The sequence below is a fragment of the Streptantibioticus ferralitis genome, assembly GCF_029223525.1.
Classification (GTDB): Bacteria; Actinomycetota; Actinomycetes; order Streptomycetales; family Streptomycetaceae; genus Streptantibioticus_A; species Streptantibioticus_A ferralitis.
In genome coordinates, this window is the sequence record NZ_JARHTQ010000019.1 from 82,043 (window position 1) to 106,131 (window position 24,089).

Annotated in this window: 20 protein-coding genes; 10 read left to right on the forward strand and 10 right to left on the reverse strand. The window is 68.5% G+C overall.

Annotated features, from left to right (window positions below):
* Positions 1-136: 136 nt before the first annotated feature.
* Entirely contained in the window at positions 137-1,267 is a 1,131-nt protein-coding gene (dnaN, locus tag P2L57_RS25660) for a DNA polymerase III subunit beta (RefSeq protein WP_275818430.1), read from the reverse strand.
* A gap of 812 nt (positions 1,268-2,079) precedes the next feature.
* Positions 2,080-3,873, reverse strand: a complete 1,794-nt coding sequence (gene dnaA, locus P2L57_RS25665; RefSeq protein ID WP_275818431.1) for a chromosomal replication initiator protein DnaA — start codon at positions 3,871-3,873, stop codon at positions 2,080-2,082.
* Between the two features lie 478 nt (positions 3,874-4,351).
* On the opposite strand from dnaA, the gene rpmH reads away from it, so the two are divergent.
* The 9 genes from rpmH to P2L57_RS25710 all read left to right on the forward strand — a co-directional run bounded on the left by rpmH (position 4,352) and on the right by P2L57_RS25710 (position 11,264).
* Entirely contained in the window at positions 4,352-4,489 is a 138-nt protein-coding gene (rpmH, locus tag P2L57_RS25670; RefSeq protein WP_003975051.1) for a 50S ribosomal protein L34, read from the forward strand.
* Positions 4,490-4,505: 16 nt separating this feature from the next.
* Entirely contained in the window at positions 4,506-4,877 is a 372-nt protein-coding gene (gene rnpA, locus P2L57_RS25675) for a ribonuclease P protein component (RefSeq protein ID WP_275818432.1), read from the forward strand.
* Positions 4,874-5,203, forward strand: a complete 330-nt coding sequence (yidD, locus tag P2L57_RS25680; RefSeq protein ID WP_275818433.1) for a membrane protein insertion efficiency factor YidD — start codon at positions 4,874-4,876, stop codon at positions 5,201-5,203. The genes rnpA and yidD overlap by 4 nt, the downstream gene beginning before the upstream one ends.
* Positions 5,204-5,206: 3 nt before the next feature.
* On the forward strand, positions 5,207-6,340 hold the full coding sequence (gene yidC / locus P2L57_RS25685) for a membrane protein insertase YidC (RefSeq protein ID WP_275818434.1): 1,134 nt from the start codon (positions 5,207-5,209) through the stop codon (positions 6,338-6,340).
* Positions 6,341-6,394: 54 nt separating this feature from the next.
* Positions 6,395-6,904, forward strand: coding sequence for a Jag family protein (locus P2L57_RS25690; RefSeq protein WP_275818435.1), 510 nt, complete (start codon positions 6,395-6,397; stop codon positions 6,902-6,904).
* Positions 6,905-7,049: 145 nt separating this feature from the next.
* Positions 7,050-7,778, forward strand: a complete 729-nt coding sequence (gene rsmG / locus P2L57_RS25695) for a 16S rRNA (guanine(527)-N(7))-methyltransferase RsmG (RefSeq protein ID WP_275818436.1) — start codon at positions 7,050-7,052, stop codon at positions 7,776-7,778.
* Between the two features lie 249 nt (positions 7,779-8,027).
* A complete protein-coding gene (locus P2L57_RS25700) occupies positions 8,028-9,119 on the forward strand; it encodes an AAA family ATPase (RefSeq protein ID WP_275818437.1) in 1,092 nt (363 codons plus the stop codon).
* Complete coding sequence (locus P2L57_RS25705; protein WP_275818438.1) at positions 9,116-10,243, forward strand: ParB/RepB/Spo0J family partition protein; 1,128 nt, start codon at positions 9,116-9,118, stop codon at positions 10,241-10,243. Before P2L57_RS25700 ends, P2L57_RS25705 begins: the two co-directional genes overlap by 4 nt.
* 403 nt (positions 10,244-10,646) lie before the next feature.
* Positions 10,647-11,264 carry a GNAT family N-acetyltransferase gene (locus P2L57_RS25710; RefSeq protein ID WP_275818439.1) on the forward strand — a complete coding sequence of 206 codons (618 nt, stop codon included), beginning with the start codon at positions 10,647-10,649 and terminating at the stop codon, positions 11,262-11,264.
* Between the two features lie 68 nt (positions 11,265-11,332).
* On the opposite strand, the gene trxA is transcribed toward P2L57_RS25710, so the two are convergent.
* The 7 genes from trxA to P2L57_RS25745 all read right to left on the reverse strand — a co-directional run bounded on the left by trxA (position 11,333) and on the right by P2L57_RS25745 (position 20,921).
* Complete coding sequence (gene trxA / locus P2L57_RS25715; protein ID WP_275818440.1) at positions 11,333-11,653, reverse strand: thioredoxin; 321 nt, start codon at positions 11,651-11,653, stop codon at positions 11,333-11,335.
* Positions 11,654-11,704: 51 nt separating this feature from the next.
* A complete protein-coding gene (trxB, locus tag P2L57_RS25720; protein ID WP_275818441.1) occupies positions 11,705-12,682 on the reverse strand; it encodes a thioredoxin-disulfide reductase in 978 nt (325 codons plus the stop codon).
* A 175-nt stretch (positions 12,683-12,857) separates the two neighbouring features.
* Positions 12,858-13,745, reverse strand: coding sequence for an anti-sigma factor family protein (locus tag P2L57_RS25725; protein WP_275818442.1), 888 nt, complete (start codon positions 13,743-13,745; stop codon positions 12,858-12,860).
* A complete protein-coding gene (gene sigM, locus P2L57_RS25730; RefSeq protein ID WP_275818443.1) occupies positions 13,742-14,437 on the reverse strand; it encodes an RNA polymerase sigma factor SigM in 696 nt (231 codons plus the stop codon). Before sigM ends, P2L57_RS25725 begins: the two co-directional genes overlap by 4 nt.
* An 8-nt stretch (positions 14,438-14,445) precedes the next feature.
* Positions 14,446-16,173 carry a protein kinase family protein gene (locus tag P2L57_RS25735; protein ID WP_275818444.1) on the reverse strand — a complete coding sequence of 576 codons (1,728 nt, stop codon included), beginning with the start codon at positions 16,171-16,173 and terminating at the stop codon, positions 14,446-14,448.
* 148 nt (positions 16,174-16,321) lie between these two features.
* On the reverse strand, positions 16,322-18,502 hold the full coding sequence (gene murJ / locus P2L57_RS25740; protein ID WP_275818445.1) for a murein biosynthesis integral membrane protein MurJ: 2,181 nt from the start codon (positions 18,500-18,502) through the stop codon (positions 16,322-16,324).
* 43 nt (positions 18,503-18,545) lie between these two features.
* The gene (locus P2L57_RS25745) at positions 18,546-20,921 is read right to left on the reverse strand and encodes a DUF6049 family protein (RefSeq protein WP_275818446.1); all 2,376 of its coding nucleotides are present in this window, start codon (positions 20,919-20,921) and stop codon (positions 18,546-18,548) included.
* A gap of 110 nt (positions 20,922-21,031) precedes the next feature.
* Between P2L57_RS25745 and P2L57_RS25750 the strand changes: the two genes are divergently transcribed.
* Positions 21,032-22,510: a CCA tRNA nucleotidyltransferase gene (locus tag P2L57_RS25750; RefSeq protein WP_275818447.1), complete on the forward strand. Its 1,479-nt coding sequence runs from the start codon at positions 21,032-21,034 to the stop codon at positions 22,508-22,510.
* Between the two features lie 129 nt (positions 22,511-22,639).
* Here the strand turns inward: P2L57_RS25750 and P2L57_RS25755 are convergent, their stop codons facing one another.
* Positions 22,640-23,911: an MFS transporter gene (locus P2L57_RS25755; RefSeq protein WP_275818448.1), complete on the reverse strand. Its 1,272-nt coding sequence runs from the start codon at positions 23,909-23,911 to the stop codon at positions 22,640-22,642.
* Between the last annotated feature and the right edge of the window lie 178 nt (positions 23,912-24,089).

Here is a 24,089-nt window from a genome sequence, read left to right on the forward strand (position 1 = left end):
GGACCGGGGCGGTACTCCGGTTCTGGTCGGCGCCGGGGCTTCGGTCCCTTGTCCTCGGTGTCGCAGGGCAAGGCTGCAGGTCCCCTCGGGCCGGTGGCCGGGGCGCGGCGGCCGGCCGGCCGCCGTCCCGCCGGGGTCACCCGGACAGGCGGACCGGCATGATCAGGTACTTGTAGGCCTCGACCGCCTCCGCGTCGAGCGCGGGCTTGCCGCTGAGCAGGGCGGGCTTGGTCGATGTGGTGAAGGAGAGCTGGGCGACCGGCGAGTCGATGGCGCTCAGGCCGTCGAGCAGGAAGGTCGGGTTGAAGGCGATGGAGATGTCGTCGCCCTCCAGCTGGGCGTCGACCCGCTCCACAGCCTGTGCATCGTCGCTGGACCCGGCTTCCAGGGTCAGTACGCTGTCGGTGAAGCTCAGCCGGATCGGCGTGTTCCGCTCGGCCACCAGCGCGACGCGCTTGACGGCCTCGACGAACGGCGCGGTCTCGATGACCGCCACCGACGCGAACTCGGTCGGGAACAGCGTCCGGTACTTCGGCAGGTCGCCCTCCAGCAGCCGCGTGGTGGTGCGGCGCCCGGCGCCCTCGAAGCCGATCAGGCCCTCCCCGGCACCGGATCCGGCCAGCGCGATCGCCACGGTGTCACCGCTGGTCAGCGCCTTTGCGGTGTCCAGCAGGGTCTTGGCGGGGACCAGCGCGACGGCGGACAGGTCCGGGGTCTCCGGCTTCCACAGGAACTCGCGGACCGCGAAGCGGTAGCGGTCGGTGGCGGCCAGGGTGACCGTGTCGCCCTCGATCTCGATCCGTACGCCGGTCAGCACCGGCAGCGTGTCATCGCGTCCGGCGGCGATGGCGACCTGGGAGACGGCGGCGGCGAAGATCTCGCCGGGCACGGTGCCGGAGGCGGTCGGCATCGCGGGCAGCGCCGGGTACTCCTCCACAGGCAGGGTGTGGAGTGTGAATCGCGAGCTACCGCACACCACGGTCACCCGCACCCCGTCGGTGGAGATTTCCACAGGCCTGTTGGGAAGTGCGCGCGAGATGTCGGCGAGCAGCCGGCCGGAGACCAGGACGGTGCCCTCTTCGTCGACCTCCGCCTCCACCGAGACCCGCGCCGAGACCTCGTAGTCGAAGGCGGACAGGCTCAGCTGCCCGTCCTCGGCCTTCAGCAGCAGACCGGCCAGGACAGGCGCCGGTGGGCGGGCCGGGAGACTGCGGGCTGCCCAGGCCACTGCCTCCGCGAGTACGTCGCGTTCCACCCGGAACTTCACCGGAACCGCCTCCTGCTGTTGCTGGCCGTCTGTGCCTGGCCGTCTCTCGTCTCATGGCCATCTGCCGGAGAACAGTCTGACGCACACCACCGACAACAAGTGCGGCTTGGGGTCAAGCCGAGCTTTCCGGTGTCGAGCGCTCCGAGGCGAAGTTGTGCACAGGCGCCGATTCGATCTTGCTTCCCCGGTATCTCTACGTGGTCGTAGTAATAGGGGGTGTGGATACCGTGGATAACCGGTTCCAGCGCAGGTCAGGGCTGCTTTTTTGTCCACCGGGCCTGTGGGCGGAGGCCGTGGACAACCCGCCCCATCTGTGGACGACCGGAAGTTGTGCACACGCGATGCACAGATGTCCCCCGGTTCTCCCCAGCCTCGTCCCCAGGAATACCCGCGTTCTCCCCAGCCCAACCAGTCGACTTGGTGTGACGCCTTTCACTCCATCCGGCGACGACGGCCGTCGCCTTGCCGAACAGTGGACAGGGGTGTGGAGAAGCCCGGAGAAGCTGTTCATAACCGCGCTCCACCTGTGGGCAGCCGGTGGACAACCGCCAACGGGCCTTGTGGAGGCCCCTGTTGTCCACAGGCTGTGGAGGGCGGTTAACCACAATTCCACACGCCGCTGAGCAGGGGCGATGGGTGTACGACAGCCTTGTCTGTGGAGGCAGTTGGGACAACTTCGTACTCCCCAGCCTGTGGACAGTCGAATCGGCCGGAACCTGTGGAGTACGAGCATGTCGAGCTGCAGAATCGAACAACAAGAAGCGCCCTGGAAGTGAACTTCCAGGGCGCCAGCGGTGAATCCGTGCGCGCTCTCAGGTCTTGATGCGGTTGGTCAGCTCGGTCACCTGGTTGTAGATGGACCGCCGCTCGGCCATCAGCGCGCGGATCTTCCGGTCAGCGTGCATCACCGTCGTATGGTCGCGACCGCCGAACAACGCGCCGATCTTCGGCAACGACAGGTCCGTCAGCTCCCGGCACAGATACATGGCGATCTGGCGCGCCGTGACCAGGACCCGGCTGCGCGAGGAGCCGCACAGGTCGTCCACGGTCAGCCCGAAGTACGCGGCCGTCTCCGCCATGATCGCGTTCCCGGTGATCTCCGGCACCGCGTCCTCGCCGCCGGGAATCAGGTCCTTGAGCACGATCTCGGTCAACTGCAGGTCCACCGGCTGCCGGTTGAGGCTGGCGAAGGCCGTCACCCGGATCAGCGCGCCCTCCAACTCGCGGATGTTGCGCGAGATCCGGGAGGCGATGAACTCCAGTACCTCCGGCGGGGCGTTGAGCTGTTCCTGCACCGCCTTCTTCCGCAGGATCGCGATCCGCGTCTCCAGTTCGGGCGGTTGGACGTCGGTGATCAGTCCCCACTCGAAGCGGTTGCGCAGCCGGTCCTCCAGGGTCACCAGTTGCTTGGGCGGCCGGTCCGAGGACAGCACGATCTGCTTGTTCGCGTTGTGCAGCGTGTTGAAGGTGTGGAAGAACTCCTCCTGCGTCGACTCCTTGCTCGCCAGGAACTGGATGTCGTCGACCAGCAGGATGTCCATCTCGCGGTAGCGCTTGCGGAACGCGTCGCCCTTGCCGTCGCGGATCGAGTTGATGAACTCGTTGGTGAACTCCTCGGAGCTCACGTACCGCACCCGGGTGCCCGGGTAGAGACTGCGCGCGTAGTGCCCGATCGCGTGCAGCAGGTGTGTCTTGCCCAGGCCCGACTCGCCGTAGATGAACAGCGGGTTGTACGCCTTGGCCGGTGCCTCGGCGACCGCGACCGCCGCGGCGTGCGCGAAGCGGTTGGAGGCGCCGATGACGAAGGTGTCGAAGAGGTACTTCGGATTCAGCCGGGCCGTCGGCTCACCGGGTCCCGTCGCGGGGGCGGGCTGTGCGGCCAGTGGTCCTGGGGCGCCGCTGGGCGACGTGGGCAGCGGATCCTGCGGACGGCCGCCGCCCGGCCGCTCGGTGTGCTGCCGCTGCTGGTAGGGCTGCTGCTGGCCGTAGTCCCGCTGCGGTACGGGCGGGTACGCGTCGCGCTCGGCGAAGCCCCCGTGGTGCTGCTGCGGCCAGCCGTCGGCATCGACGGGGCCGCGGCCGTGGCCGTCGTCCTGCGGGCGGCCGTGGCTCGGCCCGTGGCCGTACGCGTCAGGTGCGCCCGGGGGACGCTGCCACCCGCCGGTGGTCTCGCGGCCGGAGGGGTAGTCGGGGTAGGCACGGCGCATCACCGGGCCGTCGCCGCCGGGGCGGCCGTACTCGTCCCACTGCCCGCGCTGCTCGGCGTACGGGGCGGGGGCGGGGGGCTGCGCCGCGGGCGGCGCCTGGACCGGCCCGCTCTGCGGGGCAGCCGAGTCCGTACTGGCGTCGACGGTGATCGCGATCCGGATCGGGCGGCCGAACTCACGGCTCAGGCCCTCGGTGATCAACGGGAGCAGGCGGCCTTCGAGTACGCCCTTGGCGTACTCGTTGGGTGCGGCGAGCAGTGCCGTGTCGGCGACGAGTGCCAGTGCCTGGCACACCTTGAGCCACCGCTGGTCCTTGGCTTCGACGCCCTGGCCCTCGGCGAGGAGCTGCTCGAGCACGCGTGGCCACACTGCGGCTAGATCGGCAGTCACATCAGCCACAGGGCACGCTCTCTCGCTCGTTGGGTGGGGTCGCTCGCTGGCATGAGAGGGCGCCGACGTGTCCCACGAAGGTGTGGTTCTCGGGAAGTGCGGGAAGTATGTCGGGTTGGTTCGGTGAGGGATAACTGAGTTCAGCCACGGTAGTCAGCGCCCGTACGTGGTTCAAGTCGTTGTCCACAGGGTGTGTACAAATGTGCCATGTGCCAGCGGGGCCTGCTTCAGTGGGTCGGGGTCGGCGCGTCGTCCTAGGGGGCCGGGTTTGACCGGACGGCTCAGCCCCGCGTACCGTGACCAGGTCGAGTTGTCGATGGCTGCTGCCGCCTGCCTTACGAAGGGCACAGATCACTTCAGGTGACTGGATAAGCGGTACACCTAGGGCGTATCGCGAGCTTCGTGGGCGCACGGTGACAGCCAAGCGACGCCCCACACAGGTCTCGGACGAAACGGACGAGACACCAAGCATTCCTGGAGCCCCCGAGTGAGCAAGCGCACCTTCCAGCCGAACAACCGCCGCCGCGCGAAGACCCACGGCTTCCGGCTGCGCATGCGCACCCGTGCCGGGCGCGCCATCCTCGCGACGCGCCGCAGCAAGGGCCGCGCGCGCCTGTCCGCCTGATCGCACGGGTCATGCCGTGCTGCCCACCGAGAACCGGCTGAGGCGGCGCCAGGACTTCGCGACAGCGGTACGACGAGGGCGCCGAGCCGGACGCCCACTACTCGTCGTGCACCTGCGAGACATCACGGACCCGCACGCTACGGGGGGGAGTGCTCCCCCGGCGCGTGCGGGTTTCGTCGTGAGCAAGGCCGTGGGCGGTGCCGTCGAACGGAACCGCGTGAAGCGCCGCCTTCGACACCTCGTTCGCGAACGACTGTCCGAGCTGCCCCCAGGTAGCCTGGTGGTTGTACGGGCACTGCCCGGCGCCGGCGCCGCGGATCACGCAAGCCTGGCCCGCGACCTGGATGCCGCACTGCGGCGGCTACTGGGGGGGAAGGGCGCGCGATGAAATATCCGTTGATGTGGCTCATCAAGCTGTACCAGTGGACGATCAGCCCGCTGCTCGGGCCCGTCTGCAAGTACTACCCCTCTTGTTCCCACTACGGGTACGAGGCCATCGCCGTGCATGGCGCGGTCAAGGGCTCGGCCCTGACCGCGTGGCGCATCCTGCGGTGCAACCCGTGGTCCCTCGGCGGCGTTGACTACCCGCCGCCGCGCAAGCGACCGCCGTGGCACGCTCGACTGCGCCAAGCGCTACGGAAAGACCAGGGCGGACCCCCCTCCGTCGATGCCAACAGGGCGACCAAGACCCAGCCCACTGCCCAAGGAGCCTGATCTGTGGGAACGATCCTGAGTCCCCTCTATACCGCTGTTTCGTGGATCATCGTCCAGTTCCACGCGTTCTACAGCCTGATCTTCAACCCTGACAGCGGTTGGGCGTGGGGTCTGTCCATCGTCTCGCTGGTGGTCCTGATCCGGATCTGCCTGATCCCGCTGTTCGTCAAGCAGATCAAGGCGACGCGGAACATGCAGGTGCTCCAGCCGAAGATGAAGGCGATCCAGGAGCGCTACAAGCACGACAAGCAGCGTCAGTCCGAAGAGATGATGAAGCTGTACAAGGAGTCGGGTACCAACCCGCTCTCCAGCTGCTTGCCCATCATCGCTCAGTCGCCGTTCTTCATGGCGCTGTACGGCGTGCTGCACAACATCGCCAGCGGCCACGAGGTCGGCGTCATCCACAGCAGCCTGCTGAACAGCGCCCGGCACGCACACATCTTCGGCGCGCCGCTGTCGGTGAAGTTCACCGACAGCGCCAGCAAGATTGTTTCGCTCGGTGCCTCGGCGACCGATGTGCGGATCGTCACGGTCATCATGATCGTCCTGATGTCTGCGTCGCAGTTCTACACGCAGCGCCAGCTGATGACGAAGAACGTCGACATGACGGTGAAGACGCCGTTCATGCAGCAGCAGAAGATGCTGATGTACGTCTTCCCGGTCATGTTCGCCGTCTTCGGCATCAACTTCCCCGTCGGTGTCCTCGTCTACTGGCTGACCACCAACGTGTGGACCATGGGCCAGCAGATGTTCGTCATCCGCCGCAACCCCACCCCGGGCAGCCTCGCCTACCAGGAGCGCCAGGAGCGGCTGCGGGTCAAGGGCAAGCTCGTCGAGGAGCCGGCGAAGACCGCCGCCAGGACCACCGAGGGCGGCCAGCCGGTCAAGCGCCAGCAGCCCAAGCGGCAGACCAAGGCCCAGCGGCAGTCGGGCGCCGGCCAGACGACGCCCGTCGACTCGGTGAAGAGCGACCCGGGAGCCCAGGACTCGTCCGGTGCCGGTGACGAGCCGAAGCCGACCAAGGAGCCCGAGGACGCCAAGCCGTCCGGTGGCTCGGCAGGGCAGTCCAAGGGCGGACAGTCCAAGGGCGGACAGCGCAAGGGCCAGCAGCGGTCCAAGCACCCGTCGAAGAAGTAGCGCCGGAAGAATCCGCGCCGAGCGAGCGCAGCGCATATGGATAGGAGTCCATCCGTGACGGAAGGCAACACCCCCGTTGTCGAGGGCGAGGACGCCCTGACCAGCCTTGAGCAGGAAGGGGAGATCGCCGCCGATTACCTTGAGGGCCTGCTGGACATCGCCGACCTCGACGGTGACATCGACATGGATGTCGAGGGCGATCGTGCCGCGGTCTCGATCGTCGGTGACTCGGCCAGCCGCGACCTGCAGAAGCTGGTCGGCCGGGACGGTGAGGTGCTGGAGGCGCTGCAGGAGCTGACCCGTCTGGCGGTGCACCGGGAGACCGGCGACCGCAGCCGACTGATGCTGGACATCGGCGGCTTCCGGGCCCGTAAGCGCGCTGAGCTCACCGAGCTCGGTGCGAAGGCGGCCGAGGAGGCCAAGGGCACCGGTGAGCCGGTCAAGCTGCGGCCTATGACGCCGTTCGAGCGCAAGGTCGTGCACGACGCGGTGGCGGCGGCGGGGCTGCGCAGTGAGTCCGAGGGCGAGGAACCCGAGCGCCGGGTGGTCGTTCTCCCGGCCTGACGCTGTACGCACCATGTTGGACGGCCCCGCCTGGGGCCCGGGGGCGCCCCGGGGTAGACGCAGGCGGGGCCGACACTTGTCAGCCTGCTAGTCGGGCCCTGGCCGCGCCGCGGTATGGGCACCGTGGAACTGAAGGGACAGTCCCGTGACGGAGGCAGCCGAGCTTCCCCCCGCGCCCGAGCAAGCGCACGCGATCTTCGGTGATCGGTTCGCTGATGCCGTGCGGTACGCAGAACTGCTTGCCGACGCCGGGGTGCGCCGAGGCTTGATCGGCCCTCGCGAGGTCCCTCGGCTGTGGGAACGGCATCTGCTGAACTGCGCTGTGCTCTCCGACGTGGTCCCGCAAGGGGTGTCGGTGTGCGATGTCGGCTCAGGTGCGGGGCTGCCGGGGATTCCGCTGGCGCTGGCGCGGCCGGATCTGCGGATCACCCTGCTGGAGCCCCTGCTGCGGCGGACGACCTTCCTGGAGGAGGTCGTGATGCTGTTGGGGCTGGACAACGTCACGGTGGTCCGCGGCCGCGCCGAGGAGATGATCGGCCACCTTCCCCCGGTGGATGTGGTCACCGCGCGGGCGGTGGCGCCGCTGGACCGGCTCGCGGGGTGGGGGCTTCCGCTGCTTCGGCCGCACGGGGAAATGCTCGCGATCAAGGGCGACACCGCGGAGGAGGAGCTGAAGGCCGCGCGTGCCGCACTCAGCAAGCTTGGAGCGGTGGAGACTTCCGTTGTGCTGGCGGGCGTGGGTGTGATGGATCCGCCGTCCACGGTGGTCCGGGTGCTGGTCGGTGAGAGTCCGGGCGGGGTGCGCGCCGCGACCCGTAGGGCCAAGGCGGCGCGGGCGAACCGTCCCGAGAAGGGCGGTCGTCGGCGTCGCTGACGCTGTGTGATCCCCGTCGTTGTGCTCCATACAAACGGCCAAAACTACATATTTCGGAGTGTCGTGAACTAAACGGACGGCTGTCTGTGCATCGTGTTTCACGTGAAACGTCGCTCACTGCTGCCAGGAATCCTCAGCCGTGGCCGCGCGGCGGCCGAGGGGCGCTTGCGTAAGCCCCTCCATGCGGTGGACTCATCCACAGATTCATCCACAGGAGAACGGGCCTCACTGGTTCACGACCCGGAAAACATGGCAGGCTCTGTGCATCGCGAGCCTGCAGTCGAGGAGAGTGAATCCTTGCGGTCCGACGCCAATACCGCGGGACCGATGACCGACCCGGTCCCCGGCCCCCGTAGTGAATCGACAGGGGAGGATGTTTCACGTGAAACGCTGCCTCCCATGGACGACACCCCGATCGGCCGGGCCGCCCAATTGGCGGTAGAGGCACTGGGAAGGGCCGGTGAGGGGCTCCCTCGGCCCGAACGGACCAGAGTGATCGTGGTCGCCAACCAGAAGGGCGGGGTGGGCAAAACCACCACAACGGTCAACCTCGCCGCGTCCCTCGCCTTGCATGGTGGGCGAGTACTGGTCGTGGACCTGGACCCGCAGGGCAATGCCTCCACGGCGCTGGGCATCGACCATCACGCCGAAGTTCCGTCCATCTACGACGTTCTGGTGGAGGGCAGAGCGCTCTCCGAAGTGGTGCAGCCGGTCCCGGACGTCGAGGGGCTGTTCTGCGCGCCCGCCACCATTGACCTGGCCGGCGCCGAGATCGAGCTGGTCTCACTGGTGGCTCGGGAGAGCCGTCTGCAGCGTGCGATCGAGTCCTACGAACAGCCGTTGGACTACATCCTCATCGACTGCCCGCCGTCGCTGGGCCTGTTGACAGTCAACGCACTGGTCGCCGGTGCAGAGGTGCTGATCCCCATCCAGTGCGAGTACTACGCCCTGGAGGGCCTTGGCCAGCTGCTGAGGAATGTGGACCTGGTGCGCGGCCACCTCAACCCCAAGCTGCATGTGTCGACCATCCTGTTGACCATGTACGACGGACGTACCCGGCTCGCAGCGCAGGTTGCCGAGGAAGTGCGCAGCCACTTCGGCAAGGAGGTGCTGCGGACCAGCATCCCGCGCTCGGTGCGCATCTCCGAGGCACCCAGCTACGGGCAGACGGTGCTCACCTATGATCCAGGCTCCAGCGGGGCGCTGTCCTACCTTGAGGCCGCGCGGGAAATGGCGCTTCGCGGCGTCGGGCCGGGCGTGGAGTACGACGGGCAGCACGCGCACATGGCTCACCAGAACAATGAGTACAGCCAGCACAGTATGTCGGAGGGGACCAAGTGAGCGAGCGACGCAGAGGGTTGGGGCGGGGGCTCGGTGCGCTGATTCCCGCTGCGCCGACGGGATCCGAGAAGTCAGGCTCGGCGGTAGGCACGGCGGTCACCTCGCCGTCCGCGGTGCCGGTGCTATCGCCGGAACGCGGAGTCGCGGCGGCCAAGGTCGCGGGGCTGGTGGACCACGGGGGACGCGAGACCCCATCAGTGGCCGACATCCCCGTTTCACGTGAAACCGAGGCTGTCACCACCGAAGTGGAGCCCTCCGAGGTTGCCGGAGCCCACTTCGCCGAGCTGCCGATCGATACGATCTCTCCGAACCCGCGGCAGCCGCGTGAGGTCTTCGATGAGGACGCACTGGCTGAACTGGTCACTTCCATCAAGGAAGTCGGCCTGCTCCAGCCGGTCGTGGTGCGACAGACCGGTCCCGGGCGCCATGAGCTCATCATGGGCGAGCGCCGGTGGCGGGCGTGCCGTGAGGCGGGACTGGAGCGCATCCCCGCCATCGTTCGGGCCACCGATGACGAGAAGCTGCTGCTGGACGCGCTGCTGGAGAACCTGCACCGGGCTCAGCTCAACCCGCTTGAAGAGGCCGCTGCTTACGACCAGTTGCTGCATGACTTCAGCTGCACCCATGAGGAGCTGGCCGACCGCATCGGACGCTCCCGCTCTCAAGTCTCCAACACTCTGAGGCTTTTGAAGCTCTCTGCCCCCGTCCAGCGGCGGGTCGCGGCGGGTGTGCTGTCGGCTGGGCATGCCCGCGCGCTGCTCGCGTTGGACGACGTCCAGGAGCAGGACCGGCTGGCCCAGCGGATCGTCGCCGAGGGGCTCTCCGTGCGTTCGGTCGAGGAAATCGTGGCGCTGATGGCCGCCGAGCCCAGCTCCACGAAGAAGCCCAAGGGCCCGCGGGCGGGCAGGCGGCTGTCCCCTGCCCTCACGGATCTCGCCACCCGGCTCTCGGACCGCTTCGAGACCCGAGTGAAGGTCGACCTGGGGCAGCGCAAGGGAAAGATCGTCGTCGAGTTCGCCTCGATAGAGGATCTGGAGCGCATTCTCGGCGAGATCGCGCCGGGCGAGGGCAGGGTGCTGGAGCAGGGACTGGCGGCGGAGTCCGAGCAGGACGAATCGGAGTGAGCTGAAGGCTCTCCTGGATTCGAATGGGGCGGGTCGCGTTTCTCGGAACGCGACCCGCCCTTTGCGGGCCCTCGGTATCGGCCAGGTCGCGACCCGGTTACGATGCGGGTGGGTATGGCGCTCCACGGTGAAGGGAAGCCCATGCGATCGGTGAGCCGCACTCTGCTGGGTCATGAGTGGCACAAGACGACGCTTGTGACCACTGGGTTGAGTCTGGGGGCGGTAGGCGGCTTTGTCGGCAGCCTGCTGAAGGAGCGCCGCGCACTCGCCGCAGCACGTAAGGCGGCCACTGCCCATCCGGCCAACGATGTTGAGGACCCCCTGTCCGCTCGCCGAGTAGCGGCGCAGCGCTGCACGTCCTCGGGGTCGGCCGGTCGGCCGGTAGAGATGAGGGCCTGAGGCCATGGGGCGTCGGCTCGTACCGCTCACTTTGGACAACCTTCCGGATCTGCCCAAGCGTTGTCGCTCCTGTGTGTTCTGGGAACTCGACCCGGTGAGCGGCGAGGCGGCAGCCCAGGCGGGAAAGCCGGAGCTGGAGAAGGAAGCGTGGATCTCGGCTGTCCTGCTGGAGTGGGGCTCGTGCGGCAGGGTCGCGTACGTGGACGAAGTACCGGCCGGGTTCGTGCTCTATGCCCCGCCCGCCTATGTGCCTCGGTCCATGGCGTTTCCCACCAGCCCCGTCTCTCCCGACGCGGTCCAGTTGATGACATCGCGGGTCTTGCCGGGCTACCAGGGCCAGGGGCTTGGCCGGGTGCTGGTCCAGACAGTGGCCAAGGATCTGGTGCGGCGGGGGTTCAAGGCGATTGAGGCCTTCGGCGACGCGCGGTGGGAGGAGCCCGGCTGCGTGCTGCCCGCGGACCATCTGACGGCGGTGGGCTTCAAAACGGTGCGGCCACATCCGCGGTACCCCCGACTGCGACTGGACCTGCGGACCACCATCTCCTGGAAGGAAGATGTCGAGATGGCCATCGACCGTCTGCTCGGTGCCGTCCAGAAGGAACCGGCCCTGCGGCCGCTGTGAGCGACGTTTCACGTGAAACAAGGAGAGGGGGCGCCCGATGGGCGCCCCCTCTCCTGTGCCGGGGAAGATCAGCCGATGAAGTCGGCCAGGTCGCGCTCGATCGCGGCCTTCGGCTTGGCACCGACAATGGTCTTGACGACCTCGCCGCCCTTGTAGACGTTCATCGTCGGGATCGACATCACGCCGTACTTGGCGGTGATGGTCGGGTTCTCGTCGATGTTGAGCTTGACGATGGTGATCTCGTCGTGCTCCGCGGCGATCGCCTCCAGTGAAGGGGCCACCTGGCGGCACGGTCCGCACCACTCGGCCCAGAAGTCGACGAGCACGGGCTTGTCGCTCTTGAGGACCTCTTCCTCGAAACTAACGTCGGTTACGGACTTGAGAGCCACGGAATTCTCCTCAGTGTTGCTGCGTGCAGGGGTGGGTCTACGGGGGGTGGTTCAGATGGCGGCGGCCGTCTTCTCCGGCTCTGCGGTCTTCTCGGCATCGCTACGAGCGGCCAGGTACCGCTCGGCGTCCAGTGCGGCGGAGCAGCCGGTGCCCGCGGCGGTGATGGCCTGACGGTACGTGTGGTCGACCACGTCACCGGCGGCGAACACGCCGGTCAGGTTCGTGCGGGTGCTGGGCGAGTCGACCTTGAGGTAGCCGTCGTTGTCCAGCTCCAGCTGCCCCTTGAACAGCTCGACGCGCGGGTCATGGCCGATCGCGATGAACAGGCCGGTCACCGGCAGCTCGGAGGTCTCACCGGTCATCACGTTGCGCAGCGTGAGGCCGGAGAGCTTGTTGTCGCCGTGGATCTCGGCGACCTCGCTGTCCCAGACGAACTTGATCTTCGGGTCGGCAAACGCCCGCTCCTGCATCGCCTTGGAGGCCCGCAGGGTGTCACGGCGGTGCACCACGGTCACGGACTTGGCGAACCGCGAGAGGAAGGTGGCCTCCTCCATCGCGGTGTCGCCACCGCCGATCACGGCGATGTCCTGGTCCTTGAAGAAGAAGCCGTCACAGGTGGCACACCACGAGACGCCACGTCCGGACAGCGCGTCCTCGCTGGGCAGGTGCAGCTTCCGGTGCTGCGACCCGGTGCTCACGATGACCGCCTTGGCGCGGTGCTCGTTGCCGGCCGAGTCGGTGACGGTCTTGATCTCGCCGGTGAGGTCCACTGCCGTCACATCGTCCGGAACCAGCTCGGCGCCGAAGCGCTCAGCCTGGGCCCGCATGTTGTCCATCAGGTCGGGGCCCATGATGCCGTCGCGGAAGCCGGGAAAGTTCTCCACCTCGGTGGTGTTCATCAGCGCACCGCCGGCGGTCACCGAGCCCTCGAAGACGAGGGGCTTCAGGGAGGCGCGGGCAGTGTAGAGGGCCGCGGTGTAGCCCGCTGGCCCGGACCCGATGATGATCACGTTGCGGACATCGCTCACGGCTGTCTTCCTCGTCTCTGCCGACTGCTTGGGAACCCTGTGCGGAAGCTTCACCCCGCCTAACGGATCCTACGATGCGCGAATTCCCGGGGGGCCCGACCGTTACCGCTCTCCGTCAGCTCACGCGGTAAAGGTTCACACGGTGGAAGCGCCCAGGGCGGCTGGCTGTGGCGGCTCAGCGGCGACTGTACGTCTGCTGGGTGAGGAGATGCCCGGGTGTGGAAGATCCCGTGCTTACACACGACGCGTCGACAACATAGGCGTCGACCTGGGCCGAGTCGGACGGGTGCGGAAGCAGGACCAGATATGCGGCGTGTCCCTCGTACATCCCCTGGGAGAAGGCCAGCGGGGTCCCGGTCTGGCCGGTGCCTTTCAGAACGCAGGATGGTGCGGGCGCGGCGTGGGTGGCGAAGGGCGTCTCTTCGGCGTTTCCACCGGATTTGGGAGAGGCGGCGGTACCGCCGTTGTCGAGGAGCTCATGGACCTTCGTGGGCAGCGCCGTGCCGGAGAAGGCGCCGGGCTGCTGGGCGCCCGCGGTGGCGCGGCCTTCAGAACTGCTGTGGGACGACCCGAGGGAGTTCACGAAGAGTCCACCCAGGGCGAGTACAGCGGCAGCGCTCGCGGTGGCCAGCAGCGTGCGGCCCCGGCGCCGCCGTGGACCGGTCCGCCCCGGGCCGGTGGAAGCGGGGGCATGCCCGGCGGGCCGGTGGGCCGACGGCGCTGTTTCACGTGAAACATGGGTCTTGGCCGCCGTGGCGGATGGCTGCGTCGGTGTCGGCGCGGCAGCGGATGTCGAGTCGGGCGCGGTGGCGTTGATGAGCGCCTCGGCGGCGAGGGCGGCGTCGATTCGCCCCGCGACATCGGCGGGCATCCGCGGCGGTCCGGGAAGGTTGCCCAGCAGGTTCCGGATCTCGTCCAGCGAGTCTCGTACATCGGTGCACACGACGCAGTCGGCAAGGTGACCGCGGAGAATGGCGGTGCGCTCGGGCGGAAGGATGCCTTCGGCGAATGCGGAGATCTCAGAGACCTCGGGGTGTTCGTCCGTGCTGGCCGTGGATGTCACTGTTGACCACCTCCGCCCTTCACGGCGCCCTTCGGATCTTTCGCTGACGTCTCTGGGACGGATGTCGCCTCCGTCCGGTTCCTTCCCCTGCCGGGACCTGCGCTATCCCTACCGGCCGCACGCAGATGGGTGAGCAGCGGAAGCAGCCGGGCGCGGCCCCGGGCGCATCTGCTCTTGACCGTTCCGGGCGGTACGTCGAGGACCTTGGCGGCCTCGGCGACCGGGTAGCCCTGCATGTCCACGAGGACCAGAGCGGCGCGCTGATCGGGCGGGAGCGTGGCGAGCGCATGGATCAGCTCGCGGTGGAGTTCCCCGCGCTCCGCCGGGACCTCGGCGGATTCGTGCGGCTCGACCAGGGTCTCCAACTGCTCGGTGTCGGCGAGCGGTGCGGTGCGACGGGAGGCGGCCTTGCGAGCCCGGTCGAGGCAGGCGTTCACGGTGATGCGGTGCAGCCATGTGGTGACGGCGGACTGGCCGCGGAAGGTGTGGGCCGAGCGGAACGCCGACACAAAGGCGTCCTGCACCGCGTCCGCGGCCTCTTCGGGGTCGCCGAGAGTACGTACCGCGACCGCCCAGAGACGGTCGCGGTGGCGGCGTACCAGTTCCCCGAAGGCGTCGGGATCGCCCGCGACATGGCGGGAGAGGAGCTCCAGATCACTGGCCTCCTCATGCGATCCCTCGCCCAACGCCACGCGTCCTCCTACGATGACAGGCCGGTGAACGACACGTTCGTTATGGCCTGCTTGTAGCCCGCGCCGCTGTACGTGCTGGAATCCTCAGGGGAGTTCGGCATCGCGGTGATCCAGACGAGGACGTACCGCGTCGGCACAGGGTCCTTGACGGATAGTTGGGCGGTGCTGCCCTCGGTCCGCGCCGACGCGAGTTGGTGCATTCCCGAGGGCTGCGTCGACGGCGTCAGTGAGTCCGCCGAGTACAGCGTGAGCGCCGTGTAGGAACCGCTGTACCGGAACGTGATCGTGCCGCCACTGACCTTCTGCGCCGAGCCCAGGTCGTAGACGATGCCGACGCCCTGCTTGAAGGGCGCCAGCACAGGACCCTCGTTGAAGGTGCGGCTGATCCAGTACTTCGACCCGTTGTGGCCGTAGGTGTCATTGACCTGACCAGGGTGCTGCGGGACGTTGTCCGGCGCGTACTCCTTCGCGCCAGCGATGGCCAGCGGTTTGGGGGCGCCGTGTTGTGTACCGCCCGTGCTGCCCTTCTGCTGTTGCGGTGGCTGCTGCTGGTTGGATCCCGACTGACCGCCCTGGTTCATCAGGGTGTCCGCGACCTGCCAACTGCCAAGTCCCAGAGCGGCGATGAGCAGAGCGGCGACGCTCCACTTGAACACCTTGCCCGCCCGGCCGGACAGCGCCGGTGGCGGCGGCGGTGCCACCGGGGCATGTCGGGTGACGCCCGGTTGGGCGGGACGTGCTGGGGGCTGGCGGTAGGCGTTCTGAGGGAACGTTGGTGCCTGCGGCTCCGGGGGGCGGATCCTGGGGAGCGCCGCGACGGCCTTGGCGAGTTCCTCAGGGGTGGTGAGCGGCTGTTCATGACGAGACGGATGGGCGCCGTCATTGATCAGGGCACGCATCGCCAGCCCGGAAAGACCCCGGTGCACACCCGCCCGCACCTGGTCGGGGGAGACCAGACCGAGGTCCTTGGGCAGGCCCTTGAGCCCGTGGGCGTCCTCCGGGTAAGGCCAGCGGCCGGTCAGTGCCGAGTACAGCAACGCGCCGATCGCCTCGGTGTCGGTGCGCTTGGGGCGGTCCGACTCGATTCCGCGCAGCGCGGCGGCGACGGCGAGTCCCCGGATGCGGTACTGACCGGACTCCGAGCGCAGTACCGAGCTCGGGTTGAGCCGAAGGTGGGAGAGGCCTTCGCGATGCGCGGCCGCCATGGCCTGGGAGACCTGGCTGACGAGTTGGTACGCCTCGTGCGGTTCCAGCGGTCCCGAAGCGAGCAGCGGGCTCAACTCGGTTGCGTCAGGCAGCCATTCATGGACGACGTAGACGAGGTCGTTCTCCTCGACGGCGTCGAGGACCTGAACGAAGCGTGGATCGCCCAGCAGCGCCGCCGAGCGGGCCGCTGACAACACTGTGCGAGCCCGAGGGTGATCGGCGGGCAGCAGGTGGACGCCGACGGCGCGGCGGAGCTTTTCATCGACGGCCCGCCAACTACTGAAGCCGTCAACGCGGGTGACGCACTCTTCGAGACGATAGCGCCGGGCGAGTCTGTGGCCGCTGTGGAGCTCCGGTGGTTCGGGGATCGATGTCGTCGGCGCGGCCTCTTCCGAGGTCTTCTGCTCAGCGTCCTGCGTTTTGCTCTGGGCCGTTGCCCCGTCGCCCGTGGCCCCGCCCGCGCCGGCGGCGAGCGGCGCTTGACCGCTCTCGTTGGCCACGTCGACGGCAGCCGTGCTCCGCTCCGCCACCGTCGTTCCTGCCTCCCCATCCGTTGGACGCGTCGTGCACAGCGTCTATACCGAAGCCGTCCGTATCAAAGCCAAAGACAATTGTGCCCACAGTCCGCCGCTATGCACGACACGCGACGGCGCGGGATGGTTGCCCGCGGACGCTGTGTCAGCGGCCCAGCCGCCCGCGCACCATACCGACCATCGCTGTCAATTCTTCGATGCGCATCCGTCGAGCTGCTACATAGAAGACCCCTAGCAGAATGATGCCGCCGCCGACCAGCGCGGCGAGCGAGCCGAAGAAACCGTCACCGAGCATTCCACCGATCCAGTAGGCGGCGGCTCCACCGAGCAGAGCCGCCGGGAGGCTGGCGCCGATGAGGCGGGCGTAGGTCCGGACGATGTGCGACCCGTCCAGGTCGCCGCCGAGCCGCTTGCCCAGTCGCTTCACCGCGACACCCACACCGACGACGTAGGCGAGGCCGTAGGAGGCGGCCATGCCGACGACGGCCCAGCGGGCGGGGAGCGTGAGGAAGCATAGGCCGGAGGCCGCCGCGTTGACGATCGCGACGATCACCGTGTTGTAGAAGGGCGTGCGGGTGTCCTCGTAGGCGTAGAAGCCGCGCAGGACGACGTACTGCACCGAGTACGGGATCAGCCCGAGGCCGAACGCCATCAGGACGTAGCCGATGTTGCGCGCGCCCGCTTCACCGGAGCTGGAGTACATCAGGGTGGCCAGCGGAACGCCGAGCGCGAGGAAGGTGAACGCGCACGGGACGATCGCGACGGCCGATGTCCGCAGTCCGTACGAGAGGTCGTCGCGCACCGCCGGAGCGTCCCCGTCGGCCGCGGCACGGGAGATGCGCGGCAGAACCGCGGTCATCACCGAGACCGTGATGATCGCCTGGGGCATCTGCCACAGCAGCAGCGCGTAGTTGTAGGCGGTGATACCGGTGCCGGGGTGGCCTTGCTTGTCAGCGACCGCACCCGCCCAGGTGGCGAGCTGGGTGACGACCACCATGCCCGCCTGGTTGGCCAGGACGAAGAAGAACGTCCACTTGGCGAGCTTGGCGGCATGGCCGAGGCCGTGCCCGCGCCAGTCGAAGCGCGGCCGGATGCGTAGGCCCGACTCCCGCAGGTACGGGATCATGGCCAGTGCCTGGACCGCAAGGCCCAGCAGGGTGCCGATGCCGAGGAGTCGTACGCCCTCGGGGGAGATCGAGGAGGCGTCCACCCCGGATGTGCGGGCCGTGCCGTACACCCAGATGAAGGCGCCGAAAGTGGCGATGACGACGATGTTGTTCAGGACAGGGGTCCACATCATCGCGCCGAACCGTCCGCGGGCGTTGAGGATCTGTCCGAGAACGACGTGCACGCCCATGAAGAACATGGTCGGCAGGCAGTAGCGGGTGAAGGCCACGGCGATGTTCATCGTCACCGGGTCGGAAGCGATCTTGTCCGACATCAACCGCACCAGGACCGGCGCGCCTAGCACCATCACCGTGGTGACGGCGGCCAAACCCACCACGACGAGGGTCAGCAGGCGGTTGGCGTAGGCCTCGCCGCCGTCCTCGTCGTTCTTCATCGCCCGCACCAGCTGCGGGATGAACACCGCGTTGAGCGCGCCGCCGCCGACCAGGATGTAGATCATCGTCGGCAGGGTGTTGGCGACCTGGTAGCTGTCGTTGAGCGTCGAGACGCCGATGGCACCGCCGATGACGAGGGTGCGCAGGAATCCGGTGAGCCGTGAGACCAGCGTTCCCGCGGCCATCAGCGCGCTGGACTTGAGCAGGCTGCTCGCGCGGCCCCCGGAGCGGGTGGCCTCCGGCTCGGGGGCCTCGGCCGCGACGGACTCCGGCGCCGGTTCGTCGGGGGCGTCGGTGTAGTCCGGGTAGCCGAACGCCTGCTGCTGCTGGGTGGCGGCGCCGTGCTGGTCGCGGAAGAAGTGCGCGTACGGGTCCTCGCCCGGCTGCTGCTGGGCCTGGGCCGGCCCGCCGTCGCCCGCGTACGGGTTCGCCGGGACGGCGGCGTACGGAGACTGCTGCGGCTGGCCGTCCGGCTGGCGGTGAGGCTGTGGCGCCCACTGCCGGGGGTCGGCGGGGGGCTGCGGCGCGGGCTGGTAGGCCTGCGGCGGGTACGGCGGCTGCCCCGACGGCGCTGGGGGCGGCGCGGGCCGGTCGTAGCGGGCCTCTGGTGCCGGGCCCTGCTGGGCGTACGGGTTCTGGGCGTACATCTCCGGCGGGTAGGGGCTGGGACCGGAGCGGTGCTCGGGCGGAGGCGGCGGGCTCGCGGCCGTCGCGTCGTCGTACGACGACGCCCGGTCACGCTCTCCGTCGTACGGCGCGTTCATCACTGCCCCACCTTAAGGTTTCCGGCCCAGGCCCTGCCCCTGGCTATCTGTCCACCTTCTCACCCGGTGCCCGGTCGCCCGGGCTTTGCGCTGCGGTGTCCGCGGCCGGGTCACCCGGCTGCTCGGGGACCGTACCGCTGCTCTCGACGTCTCCCCCGCAGCCGCTCTGCGATGCGTCCGGTCCGGCGTCCCGGCTTTCGGCCTCGCGAAGCGCCCGGCGCTTTCGCTGCCGGTACATCCGGACACCGGCCAGGACGAGCAGCAGCAGTCCGCCGGCGATCACGAGCATCACGGTGTCGGTGATTGAGGTGACATTCACCTGGAAGACCATGGGCTGGCCATAGGGGGTGCCGTCGGTGGTGAACAGCTGTGCCGACACCCAGGTCTTGCCATTGGCGCTGGCGGTCGTCCGGAACTTCAGCGAGCGGTTGTGACCGCCGTCGATGTCCACGGTCTGCGGTGCACCCACGTCGAGGCGGTTGTTCTGGTTGGAGGTGAGACGTAGCTCCAACCCTGTGACCTGCTGGGCGAGGCTGTTCTGGACGGTCACCGGGATCGTCGCACTGCGCCCGGAAAGGGTGATCGACTTCTTGTCGATGATGCGCACGTCCTGGGTGAGACCGCTCAGATAGGACGCGACATCGCCGCGGAAGGACCAGGCGTTGTCCGTGTCGCCACGCCACTGGGTCGACATCGAGCGCAGTACCGCGGTGCCGAACGGGGTGGTGACGCGGTCCTTGCGGGAAAGGATCACCAGGAAGCTGTTGAGCGAGTCCTGGACGGACTGGATCTGCCGGAAGGCGTCAATGGACAGTTCCTGCCGCCGGAGCGTGGCGGGATAGGCGTCACCGCCGGGCACGGACTGGTTCGCCCCCGGGTCGGGGGTGGCCTTGGCGGCGGCGCTGAGGCTGGCCGGGTCGGTCCAGCCACCGGAACGGCTGGCGGAGATCGCCGCGGCCATGGCCTGCGCCTGGCTCGTGGTGGGCATCCGCTGCGGGGCGACGACGACGCTCCGCTGCTGCTCTGGCGCCTGCTGGTTGATCATCAGGGACTGGGCGAGGAACTTCTGGACGGCCAGCGTCGAGCTGTCGGCCCGTGTCAGATCACTCATGAACGCTTTGGACAGCGAACTGTCGGCGACGACCGCCGTGGTCCCGCCACCGATGGGGCGGGCGGCGGACGGGGTGTAGCCCAGCGATCCCGTCTCGCGCAGGCTGTCGCTGCGGGCGATGAGTTTGTCGGCGCCCCCCGCCGTCGCCACCCCGACGATCGACGGGTCGACGGCGCCGTCCGCGGGCCAGGCGAAGTCGGTCCGCGGAGTGACCCCCAGCACCGTCTGCACCGTCACGGCGGCCAGGTCGGTGGCGGCCTTGAGGTGGCCGATCGTCCCGGAGACGTCCTTGCCATGGTGCGCGATGGAGGCGATGTCCGGGTCACCGAACGGCAGGGCGACCACCTCATCGCCCTGGATGGCGTTCTGGAGCTCGTTGAGCCACTGCTTGGCGTACTCGGTGCCGCTTCCCGGCGTGGTCTGCTTGGGGTCCCCGCCCGGCCCCAGGACCTTGTACGGCTTGGTCATCGCGTCCACGGTGGCGAGCAGGTCCGGGTCGATGACCCAGGTCACCGGCAGGCCCTTGGCGATCGACACCATCTGTTCGAGTCGGCCGCCCGGCGCCAGCTCCGCCGCGAGGTCGTCGTCGCGGAAGAGCGGCGACTGCTGATCGTCGCCCGGGGTGCGGATGTCCATATGCGGGCGATCGATCAGCGGCCACAGGAAGGTGGTCTTGGTCTTCTGCCCGCCGGCTTGGGAGTACCAGGGCAGGAAGGTCCGCTTGATGCCGAGAACGTGCTGGTAGTTGGCGTCCTTGGTGCTGCCGGACGCGGTCACACCGAGCTGGTAGACGCCGTCGTTCCCCAGACCGAGTGCGCTTACCGGTACATCGAGGGTGAAGGGGAGGCTGATATGTGGGGGGATGTCCGGGAGGTTCGCACTGTGGCCCGGGACCTCGCCACCGTCGAGCGAGGAGAAGCCGCCGCTCGCCTCGGTGTTGCTTATGGCGCTGCGGCTGGCCAGCGGGCCGCTGGCGGCCAGCCGCAGGCCGACGTGGGCGTTGGCGATGGTCTCGTCGCCGTTGTTGGTGATGGTGCCGCTGATGGTGAGCGTGTCGTTCTTGGTCGGTGTGGCGGGGCTCAGGGAGTCCACGTCGAGTTCCGCGGTGCTGGAGCCGCTCGCCCCGTCCGCGTACGCGCTGGTCGCCGCGGGAAGCTGTACGAGACCGGTCAGGAGGGCGGCGCCGACCAGCGTTGCCGCGGCGCGGCGCAGCCAAGAACGAGCAGGGGTGGTTCCGGGGTGCCGTGCCGCCTCGCCCACGCGCTCGTCCGTCCGTCTCTCGTCGCCATCGGATGTGCGTCCTGGCATGGTAACGATGGCTGCTGAGGGTAAGTGCTGCGGAGTACTCTCCAAGATCAACCAGGGGGGCCGGGAAACCTGGCGGACGTGCCCTCGGCGGCCACGTATTCTGTTCTGTTGTGCCGAACGCCAACAATGTCTCTCAATCCTCGCCCTCCGCGGAAGCCAGCGCACTGAATCAGGCCCAGCGCCGTGCAGTGGGTGAGCTGCTGCGCGTATCGCCGGTCGCCGACGACCTAGGCCGGCGTTTCCAGCAGGCCGGGTTCAAGCTCGCCCTGGTCGGCGGGTCGGTCCGGGACGCGTTGTTGGGCCGGCTCGGCAACGACCTGGACTTCACCACGGACGCCCGCCCCGAGCAGGTGCTGAAGATCGTGCGCGGCTGGGCGGACGCCGTGTGGGAGGTCGGCATCGCCTTCGGCACCGTGGGCTGCCGCAAGTCGGACGCTGAGGGGAACGACTTCCAGATCGAGGTGACGACGTACCGGTCGGAGGCCTACGACCGGAACTCGCGCAAGCCCGAGGTCTCCTACGGCGACACGATCGAGCAGGACCTGGTGCGCCGGGACTTCACGGTGAACGCGATGGCGGTCGCGCTGCCGGGCATCGAGTTCGTCGATCCCTACGGTGGTCTTCAGGACCTGGCCGAGCGGGTCCTGCGTACGCCGGGTACCCCGCAGCAGTCCTTCTCCGACGATCCGCTGCGGATGATGCGTGCGGCACGCTTCGCGGCGCAGCTGAACTTCGATGTGGCCCCTGAAGTGGTTGCCGCGATGAAGGAGATGGCTGACCGCCTCGACATCGTGTCGGCGGAGCGGGTGCACGACGAGCTGAACAAGCTCATCCTCAGCGACTGCCCGCGCGAGGGCCTTCGGCTGCTGGTGGAGACGGGGCTGGCGCAGCGGGTCATCCCCGAGCTCCCCGCGCTGCGGCTGGAGCGCGATGAGCACTTCCGGCACAAGGACGTCTACGAGCACAGCCTGACGGTGCTGGAGCAGGCGATCGCCCTGGAGACGGAGGGCCCTGATCTCGTACTGCGCCTGGCAGCGCTGTTGCACGACATCGGCAAGCCCAAGACGCGGCGGTTCGAGCCGGATGGGCGGGTCTCCTTCCACCATCACGAGGTGGTGGGCGCGAAGATGACCAAGTCCCGGCTGACCAAGCTCAAGTACTCGAACGACATCGTCAAGGACGTCTCGAAGCTGGTCGAACTGCACCTGCGGTTCCATGGCTACGGCAGCGGCGAGTGGACGGACTCCGCGGTACGGCGCTACGTCCGGGATGCCGGGCCGCTGCTGGACCGGCTGCACAAGCTGACCCGCTCGGACTGCACGACCCGCAACAAGAAGAAGGCCGTGGCGCTGGCGCGTACCTACGACTCCCTGGAGGAGCGGATCGCGCAGTTGCAGGAGCGGGAGGAACTGGACGCCATCCGGCCGGACCTCAACGGCAACCAGATCATGGAGATCCTGGGGGTTCCGGCGGGTCCGGAAGTCGGCAAGGCGTACAAGTACCTGCTCGAACTGCGGCTGGAGAACGGCCCGATGGCCCACGATGACGCCGTGGCGGCCCTCAAGGAATGGTGGGCCGGGCAGCAGTAGCCACGGCATGGCACCCAGGCGGTCCGGTGCGATGTTTCACGTGAAACGCGGTGTCCCCCGATGCTGTGTTTCACGTGAAACATGGCGCCGGGCCGCCGTCGTGTTTCACGTGAAACATCGCAGCGCTCCTCACCGCTGGCGCAGCAGGGCCATCCCGGTGGCGACAGTTCCGTACAGCACTGCGATCAAGATGAGCAGCAGTGGTGAGCGGCCGTCCGGCGGCAGCATCACCGCGGCGATCGCGGCCGAGCCGACGAACGCGACATTGAAGAAGACGTCGTAGAGCGAGAAGACACGGCCGCGGTAGGCGTCATCCACGGAGGCCTGGACGACAGTGTCGGTGGCGATCTTCGCGCCCTGAGTGGTGATCCCGAGCAGGAACGCCGCGACCAGCATCGGCGCCGGACTGAACGGCAGACCGAGCGCGGGCTCCAGGACCGTGGCGGCAGCGGCGCACACCGTGATCCAGCCCGCGATACCGAACCGGCCCGTACCCCATGGCGTGATGATCGCGGCCACGAAGAAGCCCGCGCCGGAGACACCGACCGCGAGCCCGAGCAGCGCCAGACCCCCGGAGGTGTCCGAAGGCGCGGCCCAGGAGTACCGGCACAGCATCAGCAGCGTCACGGTCAGCGCCCCGTAGCAGAAGCGCAGCACCGTTATGGCGCCCATCGCGTACGCCGCCGGGCGACGCTTCGCCAAGTGCCGCAGCCCCTCGAACAGTCCGCGTACCGTGCTGGCCACAGCCGCGCCGATCCGTGGCTGAAGGAGATCGGGGTCGGGGCCGAGGAGATCGGGCGGCATCGTCCGGGCGGACAGCCCGGCGCACAGGTAGAGCAGCGCCGCCAGCCCGACGACCAAGGCGTCGGATCCGACGCCCGCCGCCATCCAGAGGTGAACGATGAAGGCCGCTCCGCCGCCCGCGGTGGCGGCGATGGTTCCCGCTGTCGGGGATAGCGAGTTGGCGACCACCAATCGCTCTCGGTCCACCACGCGGGGAAGCGCGGCGGACAGCCCGGCCAGGATGAAGCGGTTGACGGCGGTGACGGAGAGCGCGGACAGGTAGAACACCCAGTCGGGCACATGGGTGAGGATCAACGCGGCGGTGCCCGCTGCGAGCACGGCGCGCAGAAGGTTGCCGTAGAGCAGCACCTGCCTCCTGCGCCAGCGGTCGAGCAGCACGCCGGTGAACGGCCCGAGCAGCGAGTACGGCAGCAGCAGCACGGCCATCGCGGCGGCGATCGCCGCGGGTGAGGCCTGTCGTTCCGGGGTGAAGACCACATAGGCGGCGAGCGCGATCTGGTACACGCCGTCGGACAGCTGCGAGAGCAGGCGTACCACCAGCAGCCGCCGGAAATCGCGGAACCGCAGCAGCACGCGAAGATCCCGTACGACGGCCATGCCGACAGCCTCACACAAGCGCCAGGCCCCCGGACGGATTGTCCGGGGGCCTGCGATCAAGACGTTGCCGATGCGTTGCCAGCGCTTAGTTTTTGGGCTCGCTGGCCGCGGTCCCGCGCCTGGCCGGCGCGGGCGCTGCGTCCGCTGGTGCGGCACCCAGGCTCGCTGGCCAGGCGCC